Source organism: Paenibacillus sp. cl141a, from assembly GCF_900109305.1.
In the GTDB taxonomy this organism is placed as follows: domain Bacteria; phylum Bacillota; class Bacilli; order Paenibacillales; family Paenibacillaceae; genus Paenibacillus_AQ; species Paenibacillus_AQ lautus_A.
On sequence record NZ_FNZO01000014.1, the window covers coordinates 1 to 25,488 of the forward strand.

Below are 25,488 nucleotides of genomic sequence, written 5' to 3' on the forward strand. Positions count from 1 at the left end.
CTTCTCCTTCATTCAGATCAAGGGTGGCATTACCAAATGAAGCCGTATCAGCATGCGCTTAAGTCGAGAGGCATTCTCCAAAGCATGTCACGAAAAGGGAATTGTTACGACAATGCCGTCATAGAGAATTTCTTCGGTATCCTCAAGTCGGAGTTTCTGTACTACAAAGAGTTTGAAAGTGTGGAGCATTTTAAGAAAGAACTGAAAAAATACATTGAATACTATAATACCAAACGGTTAAAGGCAAAATTAAAAATGAGTCCGGTACAGTACCGAACTCATTTTGAGAAAGCTGCCTAATGAAATAACCGTGTCTAACTTTTGGGGGTCTCTTCAAATTAGCGGCTTCTAATGTTAACACGAAACGTCCATTTTGCTTCCAGATCACAGCATGGAGCGATCCGTTTAACGATAGAATTTTTCTAATGCTTTGCCTACCTGTACTGTGAGTCAATTTATATATCCTTCTCGTCATGCCAATGCATAATCTGATGTCAGACTTCCGCTTATTTCGCACTAAACCGGCTTTCAGCAAACTTCGAGACAAGCGGCAGTGCACTAAACAAATACGCAAGCGACAATGTAGTAACGACACTAGCCAACGTCCAGGGTGTTAAGCGTAACAGCATGGCCACAATAAAGCATACCGAAATCAGACTGTTCAGCAAAGTGAACAAAGGGTTCTTCGTATTCAGTTCCGTTGAATATGGCTGAACCAGATAGTACAGCAGCAAATGATGCACCGTAAAGAAAACGGCCAGAGTTAGCGTCAACAGCCAGATCGGTAGCAATATACTATGCACTACTCCCTCAGACAAAATCAGTAAGAACACACTTAGCACACTCGCTAAAGCCGCGCCAATTAGTACATTCATCCCCAACATCCATCCAAGCCGCAAACGAAAATGTTGCACCGCATTCTTGCGATAGAAGTGATAACGCATCAGCGTTATATCGCAATGGTAAAACAACACCTTGCACAAATGCATTCCCGTCGTCAAATGAAACATCGCTAAAATCAATAAAGGAAGAAATTGTTCGAGCGAATTGACATCCAAATGATCAGCAGCAAATAACAGCGCCGAAGACACCAGCATAACGCCAATCACCATTATGGCTGCAAAACGCTTGCGAAGCGGGGCGCGAATTAGACTGTTATGTCGTGCAATAAAAAGCTCATGCATGTAGGCATAGCCTTTTTTGCGACCTGCTGCTTCCTTAGAACTGTATGGTGGCGAAGGGTTCTCCCCGTAGTCGCTCTCATTTGCCTGTACCGCTTTTCGCTGGACATCAGCCATCATTTGTTCCATATTCAATAGCGGATCATCGTGATTTGTTACCGCGCGAACCTCAGCCGTAAAATCTGTTTGCTTCAGCAGGACATAGCCGGTGAAAACGCCAAAAAACAACAACAGCACTATGAGCAACGGCTGGTCAAACGCCTTAGCACCGAACAACGGAACTCCATCTACTGTCGTCAACGGCAAGTAAGCTGCAGCCAGTGTTAGCAACATCACCAGCACAATAATTCCCGTCTTCTTCACCAGCACTATATTACTCCGTCGGAACATGATCAAATGCAACCATTCGGATCCCACACGCCACATCGTCACAGTAACGACCAGCATCAGCGCCTGTAGTGCCGAAATACCAAAAATGCCCGCGATCACTGTTAGTGCCATCCATTGATATAAAAAGAAAGTCGAGTATCGGTAAACGAGCACGGCCCGCATGAATCGTGTCGGCGCGATACGCATGAGTCGGACTGCAGTATACTTCACTTCATTTGTTTCCATTATTTTCGCACTCGTTATCCCTGCCATCAATACACTGATGCAAAAATACATATGCATAAACAGTTGGAGCCGTTCTCCAGCCTCCCTTTCGTCCGCCCACAAGACCACGGGCAGCGCAATCATTACCCCGAAGTATAATAAGCTTTCCAGCAAACCGGCAATAATCCTCAACACAACCGCCACTGCGCCAGCTGTTCGCTTCGCCCGTACAGCGGCATACGCCTGCTCACTGATAAAACCCCTAAGCCATGGCAAACGCTGGGTATAAAATATGATGCGGTTCGCCAACGTTGCAATCTGCAATTGCCACATGCGGGCAATCGTATTAAACACTCCCAGCATCGGATTTCTCCTTCTGAGTTCCATCTTGGCATTGCCCCAATCCGTTTCCAGCAGCACCAGCTTCGTTTTCGGCATCGCTCTGCAACAGTTCAATCACCTGCTGCTCGAAATCCGGGCGACCCAGGAGATCGGCTGAAACCCGTGACAACTTGCCATCATGTAGGACTACCAATTCATCACACAAGTCTGCTGCAAGTTGTAAAATATGCGTAGAGAAAATCAGTATATGATCCGATTTCATCTCTCGAAGTAATTGCTTCATTTCCAGAGCAATAATGACATCGAACGATGTCAGCGGTTCATCCAGCAAAATCACCGGAGGTTTCATCAACAGAAAAAGCAGCATCTGGATCTTATTTTTCATGCCGTGCGAATAATGCTTGAGCAGCTTATGCCGGTCATCCTTCGCAATGCGCATCATATCGAACAACCCATCCACATCTTCGCCCCGTCTTGCAATTACATTCTCATTAACATCGATAAAGAAGCGAATAAATTCATACCCTGTTAAAAACTCTGGCAAGATTGGCAGCGAGTACACATACCCTACATCGTCCTCTTTCAAATCGCGCACCGACATCGATCGGTCATCAAATTATGATCTAATTACCTTTAGCACATCAAAACTATATCAAATATTTTTATGAAGGTGGTTGTAACAAACTATTAAAATTGTTCTGTCTTTAGGTTATTGCAATTTCCTAATTTCAGCTGATATGGAGGATGTTCAAGTCAAGATGAATCATTGTATTTATTGTGAGGATATAGATGTAAATCCGAAAATATGTGTCCGGACACGATCAATGTGTAATTCGAAAAATATTTTTCTTATACAACAGTGGTATGCTGATCTAATCGGCAATCGGTACAAGTTCTTGTCCTGGGCTCGGGACAAGAACTTGTACCGATAAAAAACAAAAAAAGCCGCTAATCGCGACTTTCAATCGGAATATGTTCTTGTCCTCCGGCAACAGAGGCTGCCCCATAGCCATGTAGATGACTTATGGAACAGCCCCGGTTTCAGTTTATACGCAATAGGCAAACGTGCCGCACTCGATCAAATCTCTTGAGTTCTTCCCTACAAACACCTTGAAATCGCCCGCTTCCACCTCGTACTGCTTCTTGGCGGTGAAATAAGAGAGCATTCCCGGCTCGATTTCAAACTCCACCTTCGCTTTCTCCCCAGGGGCCAGATGAATTTTCTTAAAGCCCTTCAGCTCAAGCAGCGGTCTCGACGAGCTGCCCCATAGATCGCGAACGTACATTTGTACGATTTCTTCGCCGGCGTAGTCCCCGGTATTCTGCACCGTCACCTTCGCCTTCACGCAGCCGCCCGGCGTTAACGTATTGCCGGTCAGAGCCGCGTCCGAATATGTATACTCCGTGTAACTGAGTCCATAGCCGAACGGGTAGTAAGGCGCATTCGGAATGTCGAGATATTTGGAGAGGAAACGGAAGTCGTTATCCTCATGCCCTTTCGGCCTGCCGGTATTCAAGCAATTGTAGTACACCGGCACTTGCCCGACGGTATACGGAAAGCTCATCGTCAGCTTCGCCGAAGGATTCACGTCCCCGAACAGCAGGTCAGCGACCGCGTTTCCTCCCTCCGTTCCCGGGAACCACGCTTCCAGAATCGCGGGAACGTGCTCGTGATACCACTTGAGCTCCAGCGGACGTCCATTGAAGAGGACAAGCACGGTAGGCTTGCCGAGCTTCAGCACTTCCTCGACCAGCTTCGGCTGAACGCCCGGCAACGTTAAATACGCTCGGCTGCCCGCTTCGCCGCTCATATGATCCTCTTCGCCCATGGCCAGAATGACGACCTCGGACGAGGCGGCTGCTTCCAATGCGTCTTGGAAGCCGGAAACGTCATTCGAGCTGTAGTCGCACCCAGCTGCAGCCGTAACCTTTACAGCATTTCCTAATTTCTTGATAAGACCTTGCTTGACGGTAACCGCCTCGTCCGGTTTACCGAGTCCGCTCCATGGGCCCAAAATCCGGCAGTTGTCGGCGAACGGTCCGATAACGGCCACCGATTTGATGTCCTTCTTCAGCGGAAGAATGTCGTCGTTCTTTAATAGTACCATCGATTTCTGGGCAGCCTCTCTCGCCAGCTGACGATATTCAGGCTTCAGGTGGGCCTTTTTTTCGCGCTCAATGTTGATGTAACGGTACGGATCGTCGAACAGACCGAGCTTGAATTTCAAAGTGAGGATGCGTCTGACCGCCTCATCGATCAGCGCAACGTCTACCTCGCCCCTTTCAACCAATTGCTCAAGGTGGCTGATGTATTCCGTCGATATCATCTCGATGTCCAGGCCCGCTTCCAGACCCTGCTTCGCTGCGTCTTCGCCGTCTTTGGAGCTCATATGGAACATTGTTTCCCAAAGCGACGTATAGTCGGAAATGACCACGCCCTCAAATCCCCACTCATCTCTAAGCACTTCTCGCAGCAGGAAGGAGTTGGTCGTTGCCGGCACCCCGTCGTAGACGTTAAAGGACGTCATGATCATTTCGGCGCCTGCGTCGATCCCCGCCTTGTAAGCAGGCAAATAGTAATTGCGGAGCGCAGCTTCCGACATATCGACGGTGTTGTAATCCCGTCCGCCCTCCGCCGCGCCGTATGCCGCAAAATGCTTCACGCATGCCGCAACCGTATCAAGCGCCTTCAGATCGTCCCCTTGAAAGCCTCTTACCATCGCTGCGGCCATTAGACCGTTCAAATACGGATCTTCTCCGGGGCTTTCCATTACCCTCCCCCATCTCGGATCGCGAACGAGGTCGGCCATCGGCGCAAAGGTCACGTTAATGCCCGAGGCGGCGCCTTCCGCTGCTGCAACCCTGGAGGTGTTTTCCGCAAGCTTCGGCTCCCAGCTGGAAGCAAGGCCGAGCGGTACCGGAAACACCGTGCGGAAGCCGTGAATAATATCGAACATGAAGAGCAGCGGGATTTTTAGCCGATTATGTTCAAGGAACACCTTCTGCACTTCGTACGCCGTTTCGGCATCGGTCGCGCTCAAGATCGATCCCAAATTCGAAATGAGTTCCTTGCTGAGTGTACGCTCGGATACGGGACCGGTGACCGGCGTCGAGACTTCGATTTTTGAATTGTAGGAACGCAGCACGGTTCCCGGGTCGGTCTGGTACATTTGCCCGATTTTTTCGGCAAGGGTCATCTGGGATAGAAGTTCTTCCACTTTCGTTTGGATCGTTGAATCGGTGTGTATCAAGTTGCAGTTCCCTCCTATGACACGAAATGTAGTGTTAAGCGGTCATTTACTTTGGCGTGCTGGCGCGACACGATCCATGTTCTGCTGCCTTCCTTACGGACTGTAAAGGATTCGCTCGGAATCACTTCGCGGTCCGTCTCGAGAACGATGAGATCCTCAGGCTGGGTCAGCCGAAATTCGAGGCGGTCGTTCTCCACTGTGGCAATTTCCGCGGTGGAATACACAATCTTCACTTCGCCGAGGGTCACATTGAGCGGCAGCATAACCCCTTCTTTGCTTTGCAGCAGCAGCTTACGGCCGCCGAACAACGGTTGGCCGTTCTCCTGAATGCCGATCTCTTTATCGAAGCCGTCCAAATTCAGCACATGGACGAACCGTTCCCCTTCGTTCGTTGCCGTTGAAGTCATAAAGATGCCGTGGTATTTGCAATCATGCGTCAGCCCCGCTTTCGCGCCGAGAAGCTCCAAGGCTGTCCGGAACAAATCGATGTCACACCGGTACGAATTGCCGAATACAATCGCGCGGCCCGCTCCAACCTTCGCATCGAACGCGGTCACTTCACCGCTGCCGTACACGCGCATAATCGGCGTTTGATCGCCGACGTCGAACGTTTGGGCAACGTATGCGCGCATTTCCGGCCGCGGAGCCGCCCACCCTTCAGACACGATCGACAGGTAGAAATGGCCTGAATCACGGAGCAGGCCAAGCAGCTTCACCCCTAACGCTTCCGTCAAAATCGTGCACGGCTTGCCTTCCATATCGAAGCTCGGCAGCTCGCCGTAAACGAGCAGCTTTCCTCCCGCATACAGGTAGTCTGCCAGTTTCCGCTGGATATGGCCGGGCATATAACGGGCAGACGGCAGCGCGAGTACCGGGGTGGCCGAAGGGTCGAGAGGCTTATTTTGAATATCGGAGGCGCCGAATCGATAACCGGCAAGCAACATAGCGCGGCCCATGATCTCCCAAGCGCCGTGCGCGCGATTCCCCTCGATATTTTGCAGGATTTCCTTCACGCGCTCACTGCCCGGATACCGGAATTCTGTCATGTAATAATCCGGAATGAACGCGAAGCTGACGTCGTCGCGTTCCTCGTTCATTCGCGCGAGCTTATCTCCGACAGCCAATATCGTCTTATTCGTGCGAGCCATTCTCGGAAACGTATAATTGTACTCGCCTTCCGGACTAATCGGAGCGGCAAAGCCGTGGCGTTCGCCGGTAAAGGCGATACGGTCGTTCCCGTCGCTAGGCGTCATATCCATCCGATAGTTATAGCCGCCGGTCAGCAAATAATAATTGAGAAGCCGGTTCCCTTGCGCGATGCACATCCGGGCTTTAAAATCGGCGGCCGAGGGATCGTTGCGACCTCCGTACGTCTCGCCGAAGTTGCTGTCGCCGCAGTTGAATTCGACGGAGGTGAGCGGCTGGTCCGGCGTATGCACGGCGTCCATAAATCCGTTGATGATATAAAGATCCTGGAACGTCACCATGTCCAAGTCCCCGAAATAAATATCGGAGCCCGATAGATATCCCGGCGCCTGCGTATATGATTCATACAGCTGGCTGATGCCGATCGGGAACGTGAACCCGCGGCCCCCGTCCGTCCCGTGAATGTTAACAACGAAAGGGATGTCCTTGACGCCGAACTCTTCGGCATAAGAGCGAAGAATAGCAACATAACGGGCCGATCGGTTCCGCATATAGTAGCCTAAGTCGTGCGTCAGCTCCAGCGCGTATTCTTCCTTCGGAGAGCGAATGCCGATCCTGCGCGCTTTGTCGTCATCCAAGGAGAACGGATAACGGGCCGACAGCTGTTCCGCGGAATACCGCTGCTGGAGCCAAGCGGCGAATTCGCTTAGCACGTTGTCCGTAAGGTCCGGACAATTGCTGACCCAAGAGAGCATGCCGATTTCATTGTCCAGTTGAACCGCGATAATATTCCCCCCGTTCGTATAAAGCCGGGGTGCAACAATCGCCATCACCGCGCGATACCAGTTTTTACTGGCCTCAAGAAATCCAGGCGCAAGGTAGTCGACCGTCTTCGTCGTCGCCGGGCTTCCGTCCCAGCCGACCGGAATGATTTCCGGATACTTTGTATACACCCAGTAAGGCAAACCTTCGTTTTTCATTTCCGCCATAATGAGCGGGCCCGGTCTAACGAAAAAGTACAGATCGTTCTCCCTGCACAGATCGATAAAGCCGATGAGGTTCAGCTCCGGGTGCGTATGACCGTCAAAATCGAACACCCCTTCCGCCGGCTCATGACAGAGCCACGGTACATAGCTGGCAACCGCATTGCAGCCCGCTTCCTTCAGCTTGTCGATGCGGTCCTGCCAATCCTCCGGCTTAAGCCGGTAATAGTGAATTTCCCCGCACATGATGATTTGCGGCTTGCCGTCGATGAGGATTTGCTTGTCTTTGATCTCAATCATCGTTTCAAACCCTGCCTTTTTCTTTCGAATTGGTATTGCGGATGCAATCGGCGAAACGTTTTGACATACTGTAAAAAAATACTGATAGTGCGTTTCAATGACTTATGAACAACTTCTTATAGATGGTGTTATCTCAACCGGTCCGTGAAGAAAGACATCCCCCGTTTAAACGCCGTCATGCCGTACAGCATGGAGCTCCAGTCGATCACTGTCACTTTCTCGGGGTACCAGCGGTCCCTTCCTTCCAGATGCCACCACGAGTAACGATGCAATCCGTATTTGTAAGCCGCTCTATATTTCACTTCATCCTCCCGATCCCTCGGATTGGAATAGGTGTCGTACGGAATGTGCAGCCGATATAACGCATAGAGGTCGTGGATGCCCGCAGGGTAAACCGGCAGGAAGCCGGCAACAATGTAGGCGGAAGCGACGTTGCCTGGCGAATCCTCGATTTTATCCGCATGATAAGTGTTGTACAGACCGTCATTGGCGCCGGCTCCATACCCCCATACGTAGGAAGGCACATCGGTAAGCTCTTTCCACTTCAGCCGGTCAGCCGTGCATGCATTCTCATAGTACTGATTGTAGATCCCGCTCTTCGCATAATCCGGAACCAAGAAATAAGGGAACTGGTGCACAAACGAAGACAAGAACTTCAAATCGCTCGGATCCTTCGTATTCGTATCGGTAATAACCGGAATGTCCCGGTAATATTTCATTGGGAATTCATTTATCTTGTGTTCCGCAAATGTGTTATCCCACAGCTCTTGGATGTCAGGGTCTTTCGGCTGGGCGATTTTCGCCAAGTGGGCAACCAGCACATATTCGTTGTAAGCCGGGAGCGGGGCGATGCCTTGGCCGTCCTTCACGATCATGTTGATGATCCCTCTATGCTTATCGGCGATAACAACACGCCAGTCGATTTGCTTTAACAATTCATGAGCCATCTCGTCGATTTCGGGCATTTTATCCTTAAAATGCTTCCCCGCGAACAAAGCTCCCGCTACCAGCAACGATGTATCGATCGTCGAAATTTCGGAGCCCAGATTCGCGCCTGTCTCCATGTCGATGAAGTGCGCGAAGAAGCCCGTCGCGGCGTCTCTACCCGGCTTGCACCCTTCCACCTTGCCGAGAGCGGCATTAAGCGTAAGCTTGACTTTCTCCGCCGCCTGGTCGTCCCAGCCCTCGTAATCGGCAACAACCAGGCTGATCAAGCCGATCCCGGTCGCAGAAACCGAGCAGCGGGCCTCCGGATTTCTGGCGAAACTGAGATAAGCATCGCCGTAAAGTCCTGTGCGCGGATTGCGGCAAGCATCGATCAACCGGTAGGAGTCCTTATGCTGGCGATCGACAAACGCCTTAACCTTCTCCGAAAGCTGCTCATAATCATTCGTCGTTTGTTTCATGGTAATCTCTCCTCGTTCGGCGCCTGAAAAGTCTATTTGTTACTGAATTGCAGAGCTTCAAGCCCTTTCTTCACGTAAGGAACCTTCATAAACATGTTCCAAACCGTCTCGTCCCGGTAATTGGCGGCCATCAACAGCGTGATCCCTTTATCGATGCCGATATAATCGGGACCGACCCAATCGGCATTCAGATTGAACGCATCCTTCAGTCCATATTCGCCGCTTAGATCCGGAACTGTTAGGAAATACTTCAATGCCTCTATGGATTCTTCCGGTGTAAACACAACCGAGCCCAGCGCCCCGGCCGGCGGAACGGTGCCGTCCGCTTGATGAGCCGCATCGTCATAGCCGGAAGGCGGCGAACCGAGCAATCCGTTATAACCGGCGGGCGAATCGGATGCGGTAAAGCCCCACGACTGTTCGCCTACGCCTTTAATCTTCTCGCTTAGACCGATGGCGAACTGCCGGCTCGCCTGGGAGGCGAGTACCGAGTTGTTGAACCAATCAACCCCGTCACGGTCTACCAAGCCGCGAAAGTCGACCCAGGCATGCGAGAACTGATAGGTGAACAGGGAACCGAACCAGGAATGGATGAACGGCTCGGAATTCTTATATGATGCTTTGTGGCGTGTAAAGCCATCGTAGACGTCAATCGGATGCGTCGGCGAACCGGCGGCCAGCACGTAAAGGGACAGCTGCTCGGCATAGAAGTCCCAATGGCCTTGAAACCCTTTTTCCGGAGAATATGCCATATAGAACTGATTTTTACCTTTGTCTACGAACCAGGGCCACTGGACGCGCTCATATAACTGCTTGCTCTTCTTTTGGACGTCGCCGCCGAAATATTGACCTGCCGTCAATACGCCGTTCATTAGCAAGCCGGTGTCGATGCTCGAAATTTCGCTGTTCCACTCCCGCTTGCCGGTATCGATGTTCACAAAGTGGTAAAAGAATCCGTGCTCATGCTCCATACGCAGAAGCGTCTCGAGCGTGCGGTCCGCTCTGTCATAGCCTTCCTCGCGGCTGATCCAGCCGTTCTCCACGCCGATCGGAATCGCCGTGAGCGCGAATCCGGTGGCCGCCGTGCTGGCGATCTTCGGATTGCCCGGGTATCGGTCCCTCGTCAAGCCGTAGCCTTCGGAGCCTTCTTCGCAGTTCGTCTGCTCCCATAGATAGTCGAACGACGCCGTGGCCTCAAGGTCCAATTCGTCCGGCTGCTCCTGCGAGCATCCCATCGCCGCCAGCAGCACCACTGCACGGGCCAGCCATGCGATCCATCTTCTGTGATGCAAAGCAAGTGCACTCCCTTCAAACGATGTAGAATGTGTAAATTCATGACCCGACTGCGTGATGAGAACATTCTATATCTAGAGTACTTCCTCTAAATCGAAGTCGAGCATCCTTATTAAGAGTGCTCTTATTCGCCTGTGATGCCTGATCGTTCAATGCTCTCTACGAACCAGCGCTGCGTGAAGAAGTAAACGATCAGCAGCGGGATGATATTCAAGAACGTTCCAGCCATATTGATCGCTTCGTTCAAGCTGCGTCCGGTCTGCGCGTTCGGATCAGCCGGGAACACCTTTTGGTATGTGACCGCGAAGTTCTGCAGCTCCAGCGGCAGCGTCGTCAGCTTATCGCCCAAGTACAGCGCCGCAAGCAGCGTTTCGTTCCAATACCAAACCATCGAGAACAAGAAAGAAATGATGAAGGCCGGCACGGCCATCGGCACGCAAATAACGGCAAATATTTTGTAAGCGCCGGCTCCGTCGATTTGTGCGGCCTCCTCGAGCGACTTCGGAATCGACCGGAAAAATTGATAGAAAATCAGAATGAACAGACCGCTTTTGATCCCCTGTCCGAACGCCGCCGGAATGATATAAGAAAATATGCTTCCGATTAATCCGAGATCTTTAAACATCAGGAATTGCGGAATCATCGTAATTTGCGGCGGAATGATGAACGTTGCCAGCACGAGCGCAAACAAGACGGATTTCCCCGGAATTCGGAAGCGGGCAAATCCGTATCCGATAACGGCCGCCGAAACGGTCTGGACGATGGCAGGAACGAAGGAAGCAAGAACGTTCTGCCACAAGGTATTAAGAAAGTCCATGACCTCGGCCGCCTTGGCGAAATTGTCCATATAAAATCCCGACGGAATATAGGTGATCAACGGATTGATCAGGTCCTCCGTATTCATGAAGCTGTAGGTGATCATATAAAACAACGGGTACAAATAGACGAAGCCGATCAGAGACAGCAAGAAGTATACGGCTAATTTGTAGACAACGCCTTCTCCCGTAAACCCCCACAGGATTCGCTTCGTCTTGTCGATCGTTCTGCGGTCAATCCCTTTCATATCATCCCACCTCCTAACGGTTCGTTTCCCGCTGCCTGGTTACGAGCACCAGCACGCCTAGCAGCACCAGCATGACCAGGAAATAGATCCACGCCATCGCAGCGGAATAGCCCATTCCGTATTTCGCATCATACATAGCGCTCTGGATCTGAGTAATGACCGGATTCAGCGAAAAGACGGACTGCATGATGACGGTAAACACCATATTGACGATAATCATCGGGTTCAGCGCCGGCAGCGTCAGCTTCCAGAACGATTCCCATCTGGAGGCGCCGTCGATGCTCGCCGCTTCGTACATCGAGGAATCCAGCTTCTGCAGGCCTGCCAGGAAGATCAGCATCTGCACGCCGGAGAACCAAAGAATCGTAATAAACGATGTCAGCAGGAACACGATCAGATCGGCGAGCAGCTCCGGCATGCTTTCATGAAGCTTGCTCATCTCGATAATCGTCTGAATGCCCGGGAGCGTAGTGGCTCCTTGATCCATCAGCTGCTTGATGACAGGTCCGCTTGTAATAATGACTGGAAGAAAGTATATCGTCCTGAAGATGCCTTTGCCGCGGATTTTCACGTTCAGCAGAAGGGAGACGATTAACGCGAACACGACGATGATCGGCACGATCACAAGCGTCTCAACAAAATAGGTAGCCAAGGTATCGCCGAACTCAACGTTCAGGAATAGCGCGTTCCGGTAATTTTCCCAGCCGATGAACGTTGTCTTGACTCCGTCTGCGGTAATCTTTACTTGGCTGAAGCTGAACAGCAAGGTGCGGATCAACGGATAGCAGGTGAAGACCAAAAAACCTACGATCCAAATCCAGATAAACGATAGGCCGATAAGCGCCTCTCTTAGCCGGTAACGGATTTTCATGAACGGCCTCCTTCCCGGACCAAGAACCCTTGCGCCGGAATCTTGTTCCCGTCCGCCGTAACTTCATTCATGGTGTAATTGACATAGATGAAGGTGCCGTTCGAGTAAGTGTTTCTAAATACGCCTTCCCGCACTTTTTCACGTTTGTCAAAGGTCGCATCCGCAACAGGCTTCAAGGCTTCCGCAACCGTCCGATATTCATGTACGGCCTGATCCTTCCACACCGAATACTGCGAAGTGAACAGCCACCATGACGACTCTGTGTTAGCCAGCTTGATCGGATCCTGGTCGGTCAGGATGAAGGACGGGTAGCTGCCGTAATCGATCATTTTCAGTTGCTCCTTCTGCGGGTTCGCGTTGAAATTGGAGGCCTGGGCGTAATAATCGACATGCCCTTTCAGCACAAGCTGCAGGAACGGCACCTCTTCGCTCTCCAGCAGGAAGCTTGAAGTGCTCATCGGCAGATCCATGATCCGGTCGGCAAACCTCCACAAGTAATAATTCGGCTTGTAAAATGCGTAGCTGTTGATGGAATTCCGGGGCAGCATCGACGTATACGTCTCGATCGACCCGCTGCGCGTAGACGAGGATTTCCCATATGCGGAAAAAAGATTGCTACCTATCGAGTCCATCGCGATATGGTCGATGCCGTGCTGTTGGAACGAAGAAATTTCATTCTCAAACAGCTTCGCGGACGCTGCCGGCTGCAGATAGTACGACATATCATAGAGCGAAAGCAGCTGCTTGGAAACGGACTGTGCGATGTCCCCCTTGCCGTATCCGTCCGCCGTCGCACCGGCCATCACGTAGTCGGTATAAAAGTAAACGGGAATGCCTATTGCTTCATACTTCTCCACGAATGCGTTCCAATCGTCCCCGCTGCCTACCTTTTCTTCTAACGGAAAATGAGTAGGAGATGCTCCGGTAGCGCCGCCCTCCGTGTAGCCGCGGACAACAACCATCATGCGGTCCACTTCATTTGCCCGCAGGTTGGTCAGTATATCGTCCATTTGGTCCACCGTGGTCATGGGGATTACTTCGCTCCCAATCAATTGCTTTTGGTTGTCCGCGGCGAAAAATTCGATGCGGAGCGGGAGCGGATCTGCGCCGCCCTTCTTGGCAGGCAGCTCCCCCCGCCGCACAAGCTCGCTCTGCACCCGGTTTGCCATTCCGGAATAATCGGCCTGCTTGCCGGAAAGAAGCATGACTTTCATGGAAGCGTCGAATTTGTTTTTCTCTTCCTGGTTTAAGGTGATGCCTTTGCCCTCTTTGTCCAAGGACTGGAAGTAGTTTTCTCTGTATATCCATTTGGCCGTGGTCCAATTGTAAGCCGTGGTGACACTGCCCGGATAAGAGCGGATTTCCGCGTAAGGAGCGCCGCCCGTTATCATGGAAACGAAAGCGTTGCCGCCTTCCTTATGGGCGATGCCGAAGACCGGCAGATACACTTGCTCTACGGGTGTCGCCATTCCTTCTGATAGCTGCGGGCTGCCTTTCATCCCGAGATCGTCTCCGAACACTCTCCCGATATAGGGCTGCGTCGCGAGCGTCTGCTCGTTCAAGCTGATGAGCGCGCCTGAGCCGTCAGGAATGAGCATATATCCTTTATCCGGCTGAATTCCCTTGGTTGCGCCGAAGAACGGGTACACGTAGAGAGACTGCAGCCGGTTGTCCTTATTCGTCTCCTGAATCGAATCCTCCGGAACCTTGAATTCGATTGCGTCTTCCGTCAACCTAACTTCCAGCTTCAGCGAGATTCCCAGCCTCTCGTAATTCACGGTCGCCGAGAAGCCGTCCTCCATGGACTCAACCGAAATCTTAGCTTGCTCTCCGGTTACCGGCGCGGTGCTGATTTTGCGCTTGGCATCCATGTATTCCACGCTCAAGCCCGACTCGAAAAGCGATTGCCACGATTTGTTCAGCTTGTCGTCCTTCTCGTCCAGCGTGCCGTCCCATACATAACCGTTCTGTTTGTCTTGGACTTTGATGCCGAGCGTGTTCTTATTTACATAAAGCGCCAAGCGAGCGTTTTCCGCAGTTTTCTCGTATGATGCGAGTCGATCGCCCGATGCGTCCGCACCGGCAGCTGGAGCTTCCGGTTGGTTCACTCCCTGCTGCGCGAGCGCCGCGATCGAGATCAAACCGGCCAACAGCAGGAACGTTAACGATAGAGCAGCTATTCGTTTCACTTTGTTAAGCACGGTTTCTCATCTCCTGAATGATCGTTTGAATGAATTCCACTTCTTGATTAAATAAGAGCACTAACAAGAAAATAACCAGTGCAGCCAATACAATGCCGAACACCGTTAGGAACAAATTCCGCACCGTCTGCCTGAACGTATAATCATGCAGCTCCTTCACCATGATGCAAACGAGAAGCAGCGACCAGCCTTGGATCAACATCATCGAATAGTCGTAGACGAATTTTTCGTTATACGTCAGCACGTTGCTGATCAATGCGATCGGGAGCGCGAATATCAAATAAGGCGACAGCGCGTAAACCGTGCCGATATAAACCTCTGACAGCTTTCCCTCTCCGTCGCTGATCGTGCTGACCATATAGTTCATAACGACCCAGAATAATAGCGGAACGGCCGTCGTTAACATGATCGGCAATAAGTCCATTTGGTCGGGATCTCCGCTTGCGAACAAGTATCCTTTGGCATAGACCAGAATGACTTGAAGCAGCAGCAGCCAGACATATAGAACCGTTGCCGAGCGGACGGTCGCCCGTTTGCGTTCTTTCAGCTCCTGAACCGCGTCGATCGGATGCTTGAGGAAGTAAAACATGAACCCGATTTCTTTCACCAGCTTGATCTCCGCCAAGCGGTTTCTCAATCGTACAAACGGCTGCAGCACGCGATACCGCCGATGCAGCGTTCGGATGACGTAACTCGCAACAATGATGGCGAATACGGTATATACGACGACATTAATGTTTTGTTGAAGCCAATCGTTGCGGATTTTCCAGAACGCGTCGGAATAGCCCTCTTTGTCTTCCGCCATTCGAAAGCTCTCCAGAGCCTTGCCATTCTGGTTTTGCTTGAAATACGATTCAGCCAACGAATTGTACGATAAAATAAAATAGCTGTTCATCTTGAGGATCTCTTTCCAGATGTCCTCGCTCTGCACGTATAATCCTTGCTTGTACTGGTCGACGCCCTCATACACCTTCGTTCCGAATGGGGTGATCGAATAGCGGTTAATGACGTTCCGCTCTTTGTCGGCGACGTACAGCGTACGCCCGGAGTCTGTGACGTCAATGGCCGAGGCGCTTTTAAACAGCCCTTGGCGCTCATACTTGTCGTCCCCTCCGCCAAACATGAACAGCAGATTGCCGAAGCTGTCGTAAACGCAGATGAGCCCATTGACGTCTACCGTATAGATGTTTCCGCCCGCATCCACGTCGATATCGACCATCGAATCACTGGTCCAAGAGTTCGAAGATAATATGTTATCGCCGACAATATTCAGCTTCTTGATGCCGTCGCTGCTAATTCCATTGGTTACCGTGTACAGCAGCCCTTGATAATCAAGCACAATGCTGGTCGGGGACGGCGGCGTCGATTTGAACAGCTGCGCCTTCTGTCCTTCGGTAAAAATGAAGCGTTGAATGAGCATTTTCATCGACAGGCTCGTTCGGTTCGCGCCGACGTAACCTAGGAATTGCCCCTCGTTGTTCAACTGCACAACGCCGTTAATGGAGCCTTCGCTGATGACGTAGATGTTGCCTCGTTTATCCACCGCAACCTTCTTCGGCGCAAAATCATTCTTTTCACCGTAAATCGGTTCCTCCGGACGGCCGAACTGTTTCACGAGCTTTCCCTGCTCGTCGAACACGACAATTTGCTTCAACCCGTAATCCGCGACGTAAACGAGTCGATCGGCGGCCACATATACGCCGGAAGGATTCGATAAGACGTCTTCTCCGATCGTTTGCGGTGCGTTGTTCTCTTCATAAACTACAATTCTTGCATTCCCGGGATCCGCGATATACAACTTTCCGGTCGGCTCATCATGGAAAAGATCCGCCGGCTGGTTTACGTCGAGCCGAATCATTCCGTCCGGTTCATATGCGGTTTGCGTCCCGACGATCATGCCTCCCGGGCCTTCGGTCCCTGTTTGGTACGGCGCAGCGGCCATAGCCGGGGCCGAGATTTGAACGAGCAGAAAGCATGCAATTACGACGAGCAACACCCATCTGCCTACCGTCTTCTTTTTCATCTGCTTCACACCTATTTCAGACCGGAATGAGCCATCGTATTCATAACCCGGCTTTGCATAAAGATAAAGATCAGCAAATTCGGAATAAACATGATGAGCGCGGCGGCCGCGGATATCCCTTGACCTGCCACTTCATTATTGGTCGCCGTAAAGGTCGACATATAATAAGCAAAGTTCTTCAATTCCTCGTCATTGACGTACAGCGTCGCCGGCTCTATGCTGTTCCAGCTGAGCTGGAACGCCAGGATCGCAATCGTGGCGATCGCTGGCATCGTCATCGGAATGATGATTTTCCGGAAGATCGTAAAGTCGTTCGCTCCGTCAATCTGGGCAGCCTCTATCAGCTCATTCGGGATTTGGTCAATGAACTGTTTCAATAGAAACAAGCCGACAGGCATCGCCAAGAGCGGAAGAATATTAACCGAGAAGTCGTTGATCAATCCGAGCTTGACGACGAGGAAATACCTTGGAATGGAGACGGCGACCGGAACAAACATAAGCGCGAGCGTATTGATCGAAAAGAGCGTGTTCTTCAGCTTGAAATTTTTCTTCGAAAAGGCGTACCCGGCTGCTGCACTGATATAAATCGTCGCGAACACCGTCACGACCGTAATCACGACGCTGTTGAATATATAGCGGCTGACCGGAATGCCGGAAACCGTGAACGTCGACAATAGGAACCGAAAGTTATCCATTGTCGGATTTTGAACGAAAAACCTTGGGGGAAAAGCAAACAGTTCGTCCATCGGTTTAAGCGAATGAGAAAATATAAAAATGATCGGCATAACCATGAAAACCGAGAGGGGAGCCAGAATCAGGTAGAACTTTAACTGACTGATATGAAATCGGCTCGGATTCATCTTTGTGCCTTGAAATGAAGCCATACTTGTTCCCTCCTACTCTTTCTCGGCGAACATTTTCCATACGATCTTCGAGCAAAGCCAAATCACCAGGAGAAGAACGGTGGAAATGGCCGAAGCATAACCCATCTCGTAGCGGATAAAGCCATAATCCTCAATGTGATTCACGATCAACTGCCCGGCATACGACGGCGTCGGGTTCGTGCCTGAAAGCTGAACCCCGATGAGCCCCGCTTGAAACGTGTTTACAACCGCCATAACGGCACCGAACAACATTTGCGGCTTCATGGACGGTATCGTAATATGAACGATTTCTTGGAAGCGGTTCGATATCCCGTCGATATATCCCGCCTCATACATCTCCGAATTGATGTTCAAGACGCCTGCGAGCATCGCCAAGAACCCGATGCCCATACTGCTCCAAACCGTAACGACCATCATGATCGGCAGCAAATATTCGGGCGATTGAAGCCATTGGATCGGCTGAGTTATAAAGCCGTTGCTAAGCAGCAAGCTGTTAATATAGCCCGTCGGGTCTCCGCTGAAAATCGTCTTCCACACGACCGCCATCGCGATGCCCATCGTAAGGGACGGCGAATAGATGAGCAAGGCGAGCACCGTTCTCGGACCGCGCTGAATTTGTGCCAGCATCCAAGCGAGGAGGAACGATAAAACATACGAGATCGGGCCCACGATGAGCGAAAACTTCAATGTGTTCGGCAGTACGTACTGCATGAACACGCTATCTCTCATAAATAGATCGATATAATTTTTGAGACCCATAAATTTCGGCATTTGAATGGCGTTAAAGCTCGTGAAGGAGAGCCCGACCGCAAATATTACGGGAAGCACGATAAAGACAAAGAAAAGCAATAAATAGGGAGCGAGGAAAAGGTAGGCGGAGCCTTCCTTATCTCTCCATTTCTTAAATTTGCTGCGGGTTTGTGGCATCCCGTCGATTCGCGGCAGCGCTGCTGTATCGGACTTAGTTTCCATCTCTTCCTCTCACCCAACTTTCTACATCCTCGATTGTTGCGATACGGTAAGGAGCGACAACCTTGCCCTGTTTCATATAACCGAACTCTTCCATCTTTCTTGCAGTTTCCTTGTCGATCTCGTTCACTGCGTCTTCCACGGCCGAACGGATATTTTCCCCGTCGAATACAACCTTGGTCCAAATGTTGCTCAGTTCGCGTTCGATTAAATAGGCGCTCGGCGACTTGGGCACTTCCTTGAGCCATTTCCATTGCTCCAGAACGACCTGTTTGTCTTCTTCCGGCCAATACAGTTGTGAGAAGGCTTCATTATTTGCGGTATTCCACAGATACTCTTTGCCGTACAACGTTTGCAGCTGGTTTGCAAAGTGCACCTGCGTCTCCGCGGAAATCCACCATTTCAAAAACTGCCAAGCTTCGTCAGGATGCTCGGTGCTCTTGAAGATCATCGACACTTGCGCCGAACCCGGTTCCCATCGTTCCGTCACCCCGTTGTGCTTAATCCCTGGTGCGGGAGCGATTTTCCAGGAGCCCTTCAGTTCAGGAGCCGCCACTTGCATTTGGATATACGTAGCGAAGTTACTGACGCCAAGAGGCATTTTTCCGGAACGGAAGTGCTCATAAAATACGGGAACCTGCATCTGCAAACCATACAGCTTGAACAAATTCGTCATTAACTCTATGCCTTTCAGCGACTCCTTGCTGTCGATTCCCGTCTCAAAGGCGTCCTTCCCGAATATATCCCCACCCGCTTGATAAATGAAAGGCGCGGTGGCCATGAACGGTTTCATTCCTGTCGCGCCGGCGATCGGAGAATAGAAATTCATGCCATACCGCTGCAGCTCCGGCATGATTTCAATAACGTCGTCCCATGTATCCGGCACAGGAATGTTGAGCGAATCCAATATATCCTTCCGATAGAACAGCACGTAAAAATCTTGCGTTTCAGGAACACCGTATACTTCATCATTGACGATGAGCGGCAGCAGCGCCCCGGGCGAGAACGGCTCGATCACTTGGCCGAAGTCGTCAAATTGCTTTAGATCGAGCGCTGCGCCCCGGAAGCCCAAATCGAATGGGATATTGTTGCTGATTCCGAGAGCCAGGTCCGGGGCAATGCCGGATGAGGCGGCAAGCGTAAGCCGCTGCTCGTTAGGCAATGTCGAAAAATTCACCTTGATGCCCGTCTTCGGCGTAAACTGTTCGTCCACCATTCGCTGCAGGAGCTCCATATAGTTTCTTGGCCGGTTCATCCAGACGTTCAACGTTACTCCATCGTCGTTGTCCTGCCGTTTCGGCGACCGGAACGTATGGAAGAACTGCTTTGTGCTTTCATATACGGAGTTGATCCAGGAGGCTTTATGCTCCGGGTAAGAAGCATCTTTGTTCGAAATGTACAATTGGTCTACCGTTAACGGCTGCATTTCGAAATCAGTGATCGCATTCGACAAGTTCTGCGTCACGGAACCGGCCCCGCCGTTCAGCTCATTCAGCTTACGCGGAATTTGGTTCGGCTCGGCCGCCAGCTTTTCCAGGCTCCCCACCGCCATCTTCATTGCAGTCAGGCCCTTGGAGCTGTCTACACCGCCGTTCAGCATGACCACCTTCTCATACTCTTGGCTAAGCTTCTTCGCTATATCAAGTAAATCCCCCTGAATAGTCGGAAAGTACTCCGTAATCTCCCACTCCCGATTCTGATCCACGTCGTTGCCCACTAATTTACGGATATCCAATGTCAGATCGTTGGTCTGTTTAATGGATTGCTGCAGCAATTGCATCACATCGTAATACGGGCTCGCATCCGCCATGATCCCGATGCGGTGCTTTCCTTTGCTTAAATAAAACAGATATGGGCCTCCAGCTCCTTGCAGCACTTCGGTCTTCCACGAGGTCGAATACTCGAAAGGATAATGCTTCGCTTCCGCAAAGGGAATATGCCCATCGATCGTAAAGGTTCGGAACACTCGGGAATTCGGTTTGTCCTCTTGCTTGTATTTAACGCCGATTTGGTACAGGCCGTCCTGTTCCACATGGATGTCGTAATAAACCGTTTGGCCCGATATATCCCATGTTTTTCCGCCAAGCGTGTTGAGCAGCAACAGGTTCGTCGCATAAGGGCTTACTCCCAAGTTTCTGCTTGGCAGCGGGTTGATCGTCGTATCGTTTTTGAAATCGGGTTTTTCCGCTTCCTTTACAATCATCGCCGACTTCGCTTCTGTCTTATCGATGTGCTGTGCGGCATATTGCGCATAAGACGGCAATGCGGCCGGAGCTGCAACGGTAATGCTGCCGTTTAACAACTCTCCGTTCATTAACGTAAATGTAATGATGTTTTTCCCTTTGTTCAGCTTGATCTTGATCGGCTCCGGATTCATCCGGTTCGGATCCGTGAATTCAATCGTCTGCCACTCGTCCGCCCTCACCTGCGTCGGCATCACTTCGTTCCCGTAGCGGTCCTTCGGAAACGTGTCCGTGTTGCTTTTCCAAAGCGGCGGAAGTACAAATCGATTGGCTTCCAGAGCAGGGGATTTTCCGTTTACTTGAATGCTGTACTCCGTAGATTGCAATCCTTCGGCAAGAATAAAATAATCGAATGACAGGGTATACTCGCCTTCCTTCGGAACTTCAATTTCGGCTGTGAAGGAGTCGTCCTTCTTCAGGTGAATCGCGCCGTCTTCGTAACCGTAGGCAGCCTCTCTGGCAAGAATCGGTAAGTTGGAATCGGCTATATAACGGGATGGGGCGATCCTGAAGGATCCCCCGTCGGCCGGATTCATTCCTTCTTTCTCCCTTTGATCCAGAGAGGCAGAATTGCGGTTATTGACCATATTGGAATTGGAATCTGCATCACCATTCCCTCTGCTATTGAAGCCACTAATGCCTGAGATCATGATGACCCCTATCAAGATCAAGCTGAAGGTGATCTTGGCTCCTCTACGCCTTAACATGGATTCTACCTCCTCTGGCCACCGGTCGTAAGTTATTGCGTTAAAGCGGAGATTGCGTCGGCTGCTGCCTTGTATTCATCGTTGGCAAGCTTATTGATTTGTTCCGCGTAATCTTCGATTTTCGTACCTCCCTTAATGCTGTCAAGAATCAAATCGCCGAGGTTGGCGTTTTCCTTGTCTCCGACTTTGACGCCGGTTGGCGCTTCCCATCTAGATCTTACAACGCCCGGAATAAACTTGACGCCCTCCAAAATCGCGTTGTCGATGTTATCGTAAGCCTCCTTCAATCCCTCATATCCGCCGTTAGCGAAATATTGATCAAGGATGCTTGGGTCCGTCGTCATCGGCAGGGATGTATAGGAACCGTCCGTGTTCAGCTCCATACGCTTTAAGATGCCGTCTTTGCCGAACGTCATATATTTAGCGAATTCGTATGCTTCTTGTTGGTGCTCGGTGCTCTTCGAAATACCGATGAAATCGCCGATCAAAATAAATTTGCCGCCAGGGATGCCGATAAACTTGGATTTGAAGTTTAGATTGCTGAAATCCTTCGTTGCCCATGTGCCTTCCCACCGGACTGCGACCTTTCCTTGATTCCACACGTCGCCGTGCCAGGTGGCATTGTACTTCGCTTTTTCGTCTTCGGACAGGCTGTCGAACGTGTATTTGCCTTGCATAATTTCCTTCGCCTTGTTCACGCCTTCAATAAACACCGGGTCGTTCAAGTGATACTGCTGTCCGTCCCATGTGAACCAGCCGAGCTGCGAATTCACGGAGGCCGGGTACCAGTCCGGAATTTGAACCGCTTCGGACAATCCGAGGACGTCTTCCGAAGGTTTGTTCAGCGTTTTTACCGCGTTCAGGAACTCATCCCAAGTCGGAGAATAGTTCAGCTCCGGCAGGTTCGCTTGCTCAAACAAGTCTTGATTGATGAAGTAACCCTGGAAGAACATCCCCGCAGGCACTGCGTAGATTCCGCTGCCGTAATGCGTGGCGTTCTCGAGGGCTTTCGGAATGTTTGCCCACTCCGGATCGGATGCAGCGATGTCGTTAAGGTTGAGCAGCCATTCGTTCGTCAAGCCGAACGGAATGTTCGGAAGCATCATGACGTCGGGCAATTTGCCCGCAGCCGCTGCAGCCGCCAGGGAATCGCCGTATTTTGAATAGTCGAACGATTCGTCCAGCTGGATATCGATGTTCGGATGAGCCTCTTCGAACGCCGCGATCATTTTTCTTTCAATGTTGTTGTCGGCTTCGGTGCCGAGGTTCCAGTTCACATAATTGATCACAATTTTCTCGCCCGAACCGACATTTGCATCGTCGCCTGGATCTTTAGTTTGTTCTTGGCTTTGCCCTTGGTTCGGCTCCGTTGCGTTGTCGGTCTTGTTCGACGAACAACCGCTTAACAGGGCGACCAGCATCGTAAGAATCAGAGCGAATACAACGGTTTTTTTCATACAGATCCCTCTCTTTTGATTATTGTTGTTTATTTTGCATCGCCATCCGTGAAAAGCGTACTGCGCTCAAAACGAAGTTAATATGGTAACGCTTTCAATTCGACTACGGCGAAGGCTTAATAGCGAAGCTTGCAGGAACTTCGCACGACCAGTTCCGTCGGAAGCACATACTCATGCTCGAGCTCCCGGCCGTCCAATAGCTGCATAATCAGGTGGGCTGCTAGCGAGCCGATCTCGTACTTGGGCTGACGGATTGTCGTGAGCGGCGGGTTCATGTGCTTGGCGAGGAAAATATCGTCGAAGCCGACGATCGAAATATCGTCGGGAACCCGGATACCGGCCTCTTGGAAAGCTTTAATCCCGCCTGCGGCCATCTCGTCGTTCGCATAAAAAATCGCGTCCGGAAGCTTGCGCTGGCCGATCAGCAATTTCGTTGCCATATAGCCGCCATCGATCGTAAATCTTCCGTTGATATTCAAGTTGGATGTGCATTCGAGATTGTAATCGTTTAAAGCTTGCAAATACCCTTGGTAACGAAGCTTGTGATCGTAGGAATTGCTTGAACTGCTGATATAGGCGATTTGCTTGCAGCCGTTATTGATCAGCAGCTCCGTCGCCATATATCCGCCTTTCTCGTTATCGACAAGAACATTGTAGATATAATCGCCCTTGAGGTACCGGTCAAGCACGACAATCGGGAAGCCTTTGCGTGCGGATTGCAAAATCGCTTCGTCATGCAGATTGTGTTCCGAAATGATAACGCCGTCAACGCGCTTCTCCCTCAGGAATTTGATCGCGGTCGACTCGCTGCCGCCGAACGAACTGCAGGCAATAAGGTCGTAACCGTTCTCGAGCGCGACTTCCTGCACTCCTCGGATCAACTCCGAATAATACGGACCGGACATGTCGCTTAAAATCAGCGCAATCGTCTTCGTGCTGCTCCGCTTCAGGTCAGTCGCCAAACCGTTCTTTTGATAATTCAACTGTTTGGCCGCTTCTATGACCTTCGCTCTTGTCGCTTCGCTGATCTTGCTGCTGCCGTTGATCGCGTATGATGCGGTCGACAAGGAAACCCCCGCCGCTTTGGCTACATCCTTCATAGTTGCCATTCACGTGACTCCTTCTTCTCTCATACTTATATAAATCAATTGAAACGTTTCACTTAACGCTATCATAATGGAGAAAATTAACATCGTCAAGATTTTTTTGTAACCGCTTTAATATATTTTTGAATACGCTCCTATTCTTGCATAAACACTTGTATATCAAGGTTTTATTGAAATAATGCAGGAAAATCCGATGTCCTCTCTTTGAGGTGAACAATAGGTGAAATTTTAGTGAAACGAATCGCAAATGCACCCACATTCGCCACCCCGCCACGGAGTTTTGGCGCAGTCATCGACCCCCAATACAAAAAAAAGAGGAAACTGCCGTGACGACAATTTCCCCAAAGGTTAAGTTTTATGATTCGTTACGCTTCAACTTTACGGTCTATCAGATACGCGGTCGCATAAACGATCAGCGCTGCAATGACGATTTCAAACGCAAACCCTCCCCAGGCGTTATGTTCACGCTGGTCTCATTACCGAAGTGAATGGTGGCTGCAGGCCCGATCCACAGCCCTTCCGTTCCAAAGAGCAGATTAGTGATCCACCCCAGCAAATAATGCAGCACGAAGAATACCATGATGCCAATCCAGATGCTGCCTTTTTCGTAATACTCCGGGACAAGGTTATCGCGAAGAAGATCGTAATCATCAAAAAGATGAATTGCCCTGTCCCCAAAAAGCATTCGTCACATAATACCATATCGGCAATTCAGTGAGATTGAGAGCTTCCCATGGTAAACCTGACATTCTCCAATATAACCAGGCTATAGCAAGCATCAACATAGCTAACACCAGCAGCGTTGCCCATGCCAAGAACAAGGATGACGCAATGTTCCATACCGAGCGAACGGGAAGCAGTCAACGTTGGTATGCTTTAATGTTGTCTAGCGAAGTTCTTGCAGGTCACCACAAGGAGCAGCAGGCTTGCGGAGCCGTAGGCGAGCAAACTCAGAATCATCCCAAAGGGGTGACTTAGTGTCATAACTCCGACCCAAATGGTAAACTTTGTGTCAGCAGTTCCCGGAGGAGTTAATGTACAATGAGGACTGGGCAACTTGATAACTGTGAAACCTTGTGGCTGACACTTCCAAGCATCATTCCTTTTACGCCCCTTAGCCCACGGCTTCCGATAATAATAAGTTGCTGCTCGGTATCCCACGCATAATTTAATATTTCATGTGCAGGATCTCCCTTAAGATGAATTGTTTCCGGGTTAATACCCGCAGATTTTAATTTAGACTTGGCTTCCTGCAGCTGCTCCAAACTCGCTTTCTCCATTTCGTTCAATACTTCTTCCAAGAAATTCTCTGGTACATATGTCATTCCGTTCGACACATAATCCTGGCTGACATGAACCAAGGTAACTGGGGTTTGTTTGTTTCGGGCTATTTCAATGGTTGCATCGAGGATTTTGTTCGTTATTTCAGCTTTATCAATGGCCACCATAATTTTGTCAAACATATTTA

Annotated in this window: 19 protein-coding genes; 2 read left to right on the top strand and 17 right to left on the bottom strand. The window is 50.5% G+C overall.

The features are described 5' to 3' along the window. Positions 1–300 (top strand): IS3 family transposase (locus BMX45_RS27160; RefSeq protein WP_139212500.1); only part of this gene is annotated, 300 nt, incomplete at its 5' end. A gap of 206 nt (positions 301–506) precedes the next feature. Here BMX45_RS27160 and BMX45_RS27165 read toward each other — a convergent pair. From BMX45_RS27165 to BMX45_RS31485, 16 genes are all read right to left on the bottom strand, one after another. Then, a complete protein-coding gene (locus BMX45_RS27165; RefSeq protein ID WP_175495215.1) occupies positions 507–2,213 on the bottom strand; it encodes a hypothetical protein in 1,707 nt (568 codons plus the stop codon). Next, positions 2,122–2,718, bottom strand: coding sequence for an ATP-binding cassette domain-containing protein (locus tag BMX45_RS27170; protein ID WP_217648132.1), 597 nt, complete (start codon positions 2,716–2,718; stop codon positions 2,122–2,124). Before BMX45_RS27170 ends, BMX45_RS27165 begins: the two co-directional genes overlap by 92 nt. Positions 2,719–3,163: 445 nt before the next feature. Beyond that, positions 3,164–5,368, bottom strand: coding sequence for a beta-glucosidase BglX (gene bglX / locus BMX45_RS27175; protein ID WP_090913433.1), 2,205 nt, complete (start codon positions 5,366–5,368; stop codon positions 3,164–3,166). A 14-nt stretch (positions 5,369–5,382) separates the two neighbouring features. Beyond that, positions 5,383–7,797: a beta-galactosidase gene (locus BMX45_RS27180; RefSeq protein ID WP_090913435.1), complete on the bottom strand. Its 2,415-nt coding sequence runs from the start codon at positions 7,795–7,797 to the stop codon at positions 5,383–5,385. A gap of 128 nt (positions 7,798–7,925) precedes the next feature. Then, positions 7,926–9,203 carry a hypothetical protein gene (locus BMX45_RS27185; protein WP_090913437.1) on the bottom strand — a complete coding sequence of 426 codons (1,278 nt, stop codon included), beginning with the start codon at positions 9,201–9,203 and terminating at the stop codon, positions 7,926–7,928. Positions 9,204–9,235: 32 nt separating this feature from the next. Next, on the bottom strand, positions 9,236–10,495 hold the full coding sequence (locus BMX45_RS27190) for a glucoamylase family protein (RefSeq protein ID WP_090913439.1): 1,260 nt from the start codon (positions 10,493–10,495) through the stop codon (positions 9,236–9,238). Positions 10,496–10,620: 125 nt separating this feature from the next. Further along, on the bottom strand, positions 10,621–11,559 hold the full coding sequence (locus tag BMX45_RS27195) for a carbohydrate ABC transporter permease (protein ID WP_090913441.1): 939 nt from the start codon (positions 11,557–11,559) through the stop codon (positions 10,621–10,623). Between the two features lie 13 nt (positions 11,560–11,572). Further along, positions 11,573–12,430 carry a carbohydrate ABC transporter permease gene (locus BMX45_RS27200; RefSeq protein WP_090913443.1) on the bottom strand — a complete coding sequence of 286 codons (858 nt, stop codon included), beginning with the start codon at positions 12,428–12,430 and terminating at the stop codon, positions 11,573–11,575. Further along, a complete protein-coding gene (locus BMX45_RS27205) occupies positions 12,427–14,631 on the bottom strand; it encodes a DUF5696 domain-containing protein (RefSeq protein WP_090913445.1) in 2,205 nt (734 codons plus the stop codon). Before BMX45_RS27205 ends, BMX45_RS27200 begins: the two co-directional genes overlap by 4 nt. Then, positions 14,624–16,654, bottom strand: a complete 2,031-nt coding sequence (locus tag BMX45_RS27210; RefSeq protein WP_090913446.1) for a YIP1 family protein — start codon at positions 16,652–16,654, stop codon at positions 14,624–14,626. The genes BMX45_RS27205 and BMX45_RS27210 overlap by 8 nt, the downstream gene beginning before the upstream one ends. Before the next feature lie 11 nt (positions 16,655–16,665). Next, a complete protein-coding gene (locus BMX45_RS27215; protein WP_007132613.1) occupies positions 16,666–17,538 on the bottom strand; it encodes a carbohydrate ABC transporter permease in 873 nt (290 codons plus the stop codon). 12 nt (positions 17,539–17,550) lie between these two features. Beyond that, positions 17,551–18,510 carry a carbohydrate ABC transporter permease gene (locus BMX45_RS27220; RefSeq protein ID WP_090913448.1) on the bottom strand — a complete coding sequence of 320 codons (960 nt, stop codon included), beginning with the start codon at positions 18,508–18,510 and terminating at the stop codon, positions 17,551–17,553. Further along, positions 18,500–21,457 (bottom strand): extracellular solute-binding protein, encoded by a 2,958-nt coding sequence (locus BMX45_RS27225; RefSeq protein ID WP_090913449.1) that lies wholly within the window; start codon positions 21,455–21,457, stop codon positions 18,500–18,502. Before BMX45_RS27225 ends, BMX45_RS27220 begins: the two co-directional genes overlap by 11 nt. 32 nt (positions 21,458–21,489) lie before the next feature. Beyond that, the gene (locus tag BMX45_RS27230; RefSeq protein WP_090913451.1) at positions 21,490–22,914 is read right to left on the bottom strand and encodes an ABC transporter substrate-binding protein; all 1,425 of its coding nucleotides are present in this window, start codon (positions 22,912–22,914) and stop codon (positions 21,490–21,492) included. A 116-nt stretch (positions 22,915–23,030) separates the two neighbouring features. Then, complete coding sequence (locus BMX45_RS27235) at positions 23,031–24,023, bottom strand: LacI family DNA-binding transcriptional regulator (RefSeq protein ID WP_090913452.1); 993 nt, start codon at positions 24,021–24,023, stop codon at positions 23,031–23,033. Between the two features lie 409 nt (positions 24,024–24,432). Then, on the bottom strand, positions 24,433–24,705 hold the full coding sequence (locus BMX45_RS31485; protein ID WP_090913454.1) for a hypothetical protein: 273 nt from the start codon (positions 24,703–24,705) through the stop codon (positions 24,433–24,435). A 29-nt stretch (positions 24,706–24,734) separates the two neighbouring features. Between BMX45_RS31485 and BMX45_RS31490 the strand changes: the two genes are divergently transcribed. Next, positions 24,735–24,998 (top strand): hypothetical protein, encoded by a 264-nt coding sequence (locus BMX45_RS31490; protein ID WP_175495217.1) that lies wholly within the window; start codon positions 24,735–24,737, stop codon positions 24,996–24,998. 53 nt (positions 24,999–25,051) lie between these two features. On the opposite strand, the gene BMX45_RS27245 is transcribed toward BMX45_RS31490, so the two are convergent. Continuing rightward, positions 25,052–25,483: a universal stress protein gene (locus BMX45_RS27245; protein ID WP_090913456.1), complete on the bottom strand. Its 432-nt coding sequence runs from the start codon at positions 25,481–25,483 to the stop codon at positions 25,052–25,054. Positions 25,484–25,488 lie beyond the last annotated feature (5 nt).